At 36.1% G+C, this 4933-nt stretch carries 9 protein-coding genes; all 9 read left to right on the top strand.

Annotation, left to right across the window (positions count from 1 at the left end; translation table 11 throughout):
• Positions 1-553 (top strand): hypothetical protein (locus ABIQ27_RS12975; protein ID WP_348034338.1); only part of this gene is annotated, 553 nt, incomplete at its 5' end.
• Positions 554-566: 13 nt separating this feature from the next.
• Positions 567-1115, top strand: a complete 549-nt coding sequence (locus ABIQ27_RS12970) for a hypothetical protein (RefSeq protein ID WP_348034337.1) — start codon at positions 567-569, stop codon at positions 1113-1115.
• 99 nt (positions 1116-1214) lie between these two features.
• Positions 1215-1619, top strand: a complete 405-nt coding sequence (locus ABIQ27_RS12965; RefSeq protein ID WP_348034336.1) for a hypothetical protein — start codon at positions 1215-1217, stop codon at positions 1617-1619.
• Between the two features lie 9 nt (positions 1620-1628).
• Positions 1629-2102 carry a hypothetical protein gene (locus tag ABIQ27_RS12960; protein ID WP_348034335.1) on the top strand — a complete coding sequence of 158 codons (474 nt, stop codon included), beginning with the start codon at positions 1629-1631 and terminating at the stop codon, positions 2100-2102.
• A gap of 28 nt (positions 2103-2130) precedes the next feature.
• Positions 2131-2670 (top strand): hypothetical protein, encoded by a 540-nt coding sequence (locus ABIQ27_RS12955; protein ID WP_348034334.1) that lies wholly within the window; start codon positions 2131-2133, stop codon positions 2668-2670.
• Positions 2671-2729: 59 nt separating this feature from the next.
• On the top strand, positions 2730-3059 hold the full coding sequence (locus ABIQ27_RS12950; protein WP_348034333.1) for a hypothetical protein: 330 nt from the start codon (positions 2730-2732) through the stop codon (positions 3057-3059).
• A gap of 14 nt (positions 3060-3073) precedes the next feature.
• A complete protein-coding gene (locus ABIQ27_RS12945; RefSeq protein WP_348034332.1) occupies positions 3074-4051 on the top strand; it encodes a hypothetical protein in 978 nt (325 codons plus the stop codon).
• A 23-nt stretch (positions 4052-4074) separates the two neighbouring features.
• Positions 4075-4620 carry a hypothetical protein gene (locus ABIQ27_RS12940; RefSeq protein ID WP_348034331.1) on the top strand — a complete coding sequence of 182 codons (546 nt, stop codon included), beginning with the start codon at positions 4075-4077 and terminating at the stop codon, positions 4618-4620.
• A gap of 41 nt (positions 4621-4661) precedes the next feature.
• Positions 4662-4886, top strand: coding sequence for a hypothetical protein (locus tag ABIQ27_RS12935; RefSeq protein WP_348034330.1), 225 nt, complete (start codon positions 4662-4664; stop codon positions 4884-4886).
• Positions 4887-4933 lie beyond the last annotated feature (47 nt).

The following is a 4933-nucleotide window of genomic DNA, read 5'->3' as shown; positions in this document are numbered from 1 at the left end:
ATTGACCAGTGTAGCGAATGGAAGATGCGCTCTCCCGGACGATTACTATTCTAATTTCTCATATATAAGTTTTATAAATTATCCGGTTACTACGACCAATAAGCTCTGCACAAATGAATACAAAGTAACAATGGATACGGACGGAAAAAACAAAATCTTTCTTTCCAATTTTAATACTGCAGATATAAAATTTGTATATTCAATACCTCTTGAATTCATAGAGGCAGAAAACGAAACAGGAAAGCCTAAAGTTGACATTGATAAAATTGACGTTGATTGCATTTGTGATATAGCGGCAAGTTATTATTGCTTAACAAAGGCGGCGCGTTTCGGGGATTCAAAAAGTTCTACACAATCCGCCGATGCTGTAAATTATTTAGACAAAGTAAATTTGTTTATAAAATTATCGAATGAATTTTTAACAAAAGCAAGCGCATGGTTGAACATAGATATTAACGAATTGAAAAAGGGGCAGGCAGTATCAAAGCCCGGCGCGGATATGCAGGAATTCGATTCTAATTTTCGCCTCGGTGGAGATTTCTTAACTCATTAAAAAAAAAATCACAATGACAAAAGTAAAAAAATCAGATGCTGAACTGAAAGAAGAAAAAAAAGCACTTGAGGGGGTAGGTTCACAAAATATTCTTGGTAGTGATGCTAAGAACTTAGGGGGTATGACCGGAGCAACTGAGGAAAGTTTCGACCTCGATGCACTTGATGAAAAAGATAAAAATGAAGTTGATGAAAAAACTACATTGGGTATAGATGAACTGCAAACAGAGAAAACAACTCTGAACACAGACACGCTTCCGGCGGCAACTGATGAACAAATTGATATGTCAAAGAAAGTAGTTTCTAAACCTGCAAAGTTTTTAGGAGCTAATCCTGTAAAGGGAATTTTTCAACCTGTATTAGACCAGTACGGGCAGAAAAGATTTTATCAAGTCATGGAGTTTCAAGAACAAATTCTCGTTAAGAGAAAAGATGTTTTAAAGGTCGTAGATGCAAAACATAAAGTAGAGAGCGGTTATCATTTGAACGTTCTTCCTAATAAATTTGCAAACATAGAATTAACTCCACTCCCCGACCTTATGGAAGAGGAAACAAAGAAGTAATAAATTTTTTTATAAACCCTTTTAACTTATAAAGGAAAAATCAAAATGAAATTAACAAAGTTTCAAAAAATTTCGTCCCTAATTATTTTCATGCTCTGCATGGGGGGACTATTGATAGCCGCCGCCTCGGATATTTCGGGCGGCGTTTCGTATTTACAGAATACGACAAATCAAGCTCAGACCGATACAATCGGAACAGCCTCAGCGAATGACACTTCGTATATTTTTGTACAGAATACCAGTGAGGGTATAACTTGGTTTGAACTCAAAAGAACATCTACATCATTATTCAAAAGGTTTAAGTTAGTAGATGCAATTGCAGAGGGGGAAAAACTTAGGGTGAGATATTACGCTACAGATACAACGGTATGTGTTGAACGCTCTTCTCTCTTAGGTTATTTCCCCGTATCAATGACACCGGATAACAGCACTACTCCACAAACTACATATAAGATGCCAACTCCGGCAAGTTTAATAGCATTCGATTTCAGAAAAACGGATTAAAAAAAGAAAATGAAATTAATAGAAGTCATAGACTTAATTGAAAGTAATCTTGTAGCAGTTTGCGAAACAGTCCCGGGCATGGGGCAGGTCGTTAATCAAGTTGTTAATGCAACTGACGAAGATTTATTGAAAACATTAACTTTTGAAGAAAGAATTAATTGTCTTTCGATAACTCTTTCGGCAAATGTGCAAGACCCCGAAACAAAATTAGAGGGGGTCAATCTTCAATTAAGGCGGCTTCGTTATACATTTTCTCATTACTTCGCTTATTCATTCCCGGCAGAGAGTGATAAACTCTCGAAGAAAATCGCTCTCGATTTAGTAGATATATTCAACGACCCCTCCAATGAACAATTGGGGGGTATCGTTAATTATCATTCGGGATTAGAAATGCCACAGAGATTAGTAGCAATGTTCGGAGACACAGTTGTTCATTATGCAAACTTCGATTGTTTTTTATACATACCATACTTATTAAAATAATTTTTTTATAAAATTAAATCTTATCACAATGGATTTAGTAAAATCAATAACAGACATACTCAAAAACGGAGCGGACGAATTCGCTTATAAAAGAGTCGGACCAACTGGAGCGGATTTAGGCGACGGAGCTGATACATGGCATGACGGCGTTTTGAGAGTAGGCTCTACAAGGGAATTCACTCAGCCTGTGGAAATGGTCTATGGTGAAAGCGGAAACCTATTAACTACAGAGGACGGGAACTTTGCGGCAAAGATTATGCTAACATCTGCACAGTCCGGCGCTCACGTAGAGAAATTTATTAAGGATGAAATTGTCGGAAAATATTTCGCAGTATTCATTAAAGTGGGTAAAGGATTAAACCAAACAACGGAAGAGATATTCGCTCCGTTGATTAAATTTGAAAGAACTCTTTCAATCGTAGCCCCGGGTCGCAGACCAGTATTAACGATGCACGTTCTTTATAACTTTATTTCAGTAACTCCGGCCACAGTTCCGTCATGGGCGGCGGCGGCGGCTAATACTTACGCAGTAGGGGTCGGTGAAGTATATCTGCCAAAGGAAACATAAAAATTCTCCAGCTCGCAGAGTTGTAAAAATATTTTTAAACTTTAAAATAAATTTTCCTTATGGAAACAATCAGAGTCAGACTTCAAGAAGATGCGATTCTCCCAAACCCGGACGATAACTATAAATCTACAAAGCATTACACGGCCGGAGACCCGAGAGAATGCACTCCGGAAGAATTAACTTCTATGAAAGATAAGGGGGTCAAGTTCATAGCGATAAATGAAAAGGAAGAGCAAAAAATCGAAAGGACAGATAAGCAAACTGTTTTAAATTCAATGAAAGCTCGCAGACAAACTTTGTCGCAGGAATTAGAGGCTCTCGATAAAGAGATATCAGACCTCGTTAAAGAAATATCCACTACCGAAATAAAATCGGAAGCAAAAAAATAAAGGAAAGCTGAACAATGGCAATAATTGATTTTCCTAATAACAGTAAATGGGTAGTAGGTCAAACTCGCTATGTCATTACAGAAAATGGCATAGTGAGTGCCATTATCTCAAAAGTAAAAATCGTTGTTACTGATATAGACCTAAATGGAATAGCAGAGCAAACGAATAAATATATTTTCTCCTCTCTCCCGGGCAGGGAATTTGATGAGGACAAAGTATTCAGAACTTTAAATCTTGTTTTCAAATATATCAAGGGGGGGTATTTAAACCCTCGCATTAATTCTATTTTGTTCAATCAAAATGGGCAGGATTTATCCGGTTGGGATTTTACCGATGCTGATATAAGCGGTAATGAATTAATCGGTCAAATAGTGGACGGGGCAAATTTCACAAATGCAGTTCTTCCAATTGGTAAAACAACTAAGGGGGGCTTCGTTGATGAACTTGCAAGTTACGATCCAGTCTCTACAATATGGACTGACGGAAACCCTATCGGTATAGTTGCAGGAACGGAGCCGGCAGAGAATACAACGCCTACAAAATATCAAGTTGGTCAGACAAGATATTTTGTTTTAAATGAAAGATTGTTATCCGCAGAAATTGAAAGAATACAGTCAGAGATAACACAATCCGGGCAGACTAATTTTTATTACTTCAAAAATTTCACAAAACAATTTTCAGAGACAGAAATATTTGGAACTGAAAATTTAACTCTTGCATTTTTGAGAGGTGAACAATATCTAAATACAATAAAAATTAATGCAAGTAATACAGGTATCGGTTCAGATTCAGACGATTACTCAGCTTATGATTTCACAGACACAGATTTTGGAGAGACAAATTTTGCAGATAAATATGTAAATGGTTCAAACTTTACTGGAGCTGTAATGCCAGCGAACGCAGACACTCCGCAGGAATTCGCAGATTTAATTGCAGAGTTTGACGAAAATACAATATGGATTAACGGACAGACTTTAATATCCGAATTATAAATAAACCTTAAATTAAAAATCACATGGCACTGCATGAATCAAAGAGAGAAGCAACAAATTTAATTTTCTTCAATAACGTTTTTGAATGGAAGTTTTACTCCATAGAATATTATTCACTCAAGAAAAAATTTCTTAGGAGATATAATATTTATGAAAATACTTTCACAAAAGAAATAAGAGAAAAGTTACTGGAGGAGAAAGAGGCTTTGTTAGAAGTCGCTAAAAATATCCCGGTTGAAACTTATGATAAACTTATTCAAGGCACAGCTACGGCAGAGCAGCAATTAGAAACAGTTGAATCAGTTTTAAACGAAATGAAGAATACAAAAGATAAGGGGGTAGCTCTATTTGTGCAGATGTCTGTATTCTCGAATCTCATTAAAGAAGCCAGGGAATCTTTTCTACTTGAAAAATATACAGAGGGTTCAACTATAAAAACAAATCTTCAAATCTTAGTTGAAAATTGTGTAGATACAAAAGGCGTTAAGATTGGTTACAACTCTACAAACCCGGACTATTTAGCGGATTTATTTTCGTTCGGAAATAAAGTCTTTGAAACTTTTTTTTAATATCCTCTGAAATTGAAGCGGAAATTCAGAGGTTAGACGAAATGTTTTCTAAATACGAATCCGCAAATGCTCCAGACCTTTCCCATATAAAACAATTTCCGGAAGAACTCGACCCGGAATTTATTCTTTATGATTCATGCAATAATGATTTATCAAAAATGGATTACGTTATAAAAAACGTATCCATTTTTGATTATTATAAAAACCTCTTCCATAAAAAGTATATGCGTTACGTGGAAGATGAAAAGGATTCGGAAAACTTATGATAGATTTTAGAATAAAAATGTCTTATGGCCCGAATGCTACAGAGACC

Source organism: Flavobacterium sp., from assembly GCF_039916025.1.
Lineage (GTDB): Bacteria > Bacteroidota > Bacteroidia > Flavobacteriales > Flavobacteriaceae > Flavobacterium.
The sequence above is the reverse complement of the archived record's forward strand: the minus strand, read 5'-3'. Positions and strand labels throughout refer to the sequence as shown.

Excerpts from the sequence above, each read along its gene's own strand:
- ABIQ27_RS12970 (WP_348034337.1), top strand. The coding sequence starts at position 567 with ATGACAAAAGTAAAAAAATCAGATGCTGAACTGAAAGAAGAAAAAAAA.
- ABIQ27_RS12965 (WP_348034336.1), top strand. The coding sequence starts at position 1,215 with ATGGGGGGACTATTGATAGCCGCCGCCTCGGATATTTCGGGCGGCGTT.
- ABIQ27_RS12960 (WP_348034335.1), top strand. The coding sequence starts at position 1,629 with ATGAAATTAATAGAAGTCATAGACTTAATTGAAAGTAATCTTGTAGCA.
- ABIQ27_RS12955 (WP_348034334.1), top strand. The coding sequence starts at position 2,131 with ATGGATTTAGTAAAATCAATAACAGACATACTCAAAAACGGAGCGGAC.
- ABIQ27_RS12950 (WP_348034333.1), top strand. The coding sequence starts at position 2,730 with ATGGAAACAATCAGAGTCAGACTTCAAGAAGATGCGATTCTCCCAAAC.
- ABIQ27_RS12945 (WP_348034332.1), top strand. The coding sequence starts at position 3,074 with ATGGCAATAATTGATTTTCCTAATAACAGTAAATGGGTAGTAGGTCAA.
- ABIQ27_RS12940 (WP_348034331.1), top strand. The coding sequence starts at position 4,075 with ATGGCACTGCATGAATCAAAGAGAGAAGCAACAAATTTAATTTTCTTC.
- ABIQ27_RS12935 (WP_348034330.1), top strand. The coding sequence starts at position 4,662 with ATGTTTTCTAAATACGAATCCGCAAATGCTCCAGACCTTTCCCATATA.